Here is a 233-nt window from a genome sequence, read left to right as displayed (position 1 = left end):
GCCGAACAGTGATCGACACATTCAACCGAACCGGACCCCTCATGGAAGCTGCAAGTTATCCTGCCTGGGCGCAACAGCTCATCAAGGATTGCAGCGAGAGCAAGCGCCGGGTTGTCGAACATGAACTTTATCAGCGCATGCGCGACAACAGACTCAGCGCGAAAACCATGCGCCAGTACCTCATCGGCGGCTGGCCTGTGGTCGAGCAGTTTGCCTTGTACATGGCGCAGAAC

1 protein-coding gene is annotated in these 233 nt (G+C 57.1%); it reads left to right on the top strand.

Features of this window, described 5'->3' with window-relative positions:
• Nucleotides 1–41: 41 nt before the first annotated feature.
• On the top strand, nucleotides 42–233 hold a 192-nt coding region (locus tag AAEY83_RS18740), incomplete at its 3' end, for a hypothetical protein (protein WP_502945231.1).

The organism is Psychrobacter sp. TB20-MNA-CIBAN-0197, from assembly GCF_040309765.1.
GTDB lineage: Bacteria > Pseudomonadota > Gammaproteobacteria > Pseudomonadales > Moraxellaceae > Psychrobacter > Psychrobacter submarinus.
The sequence above is the reverse complement of the archived record's forward strand: the minus strand, read 5'-3'. Positions and strand labels throughout refer to the sequence as shown.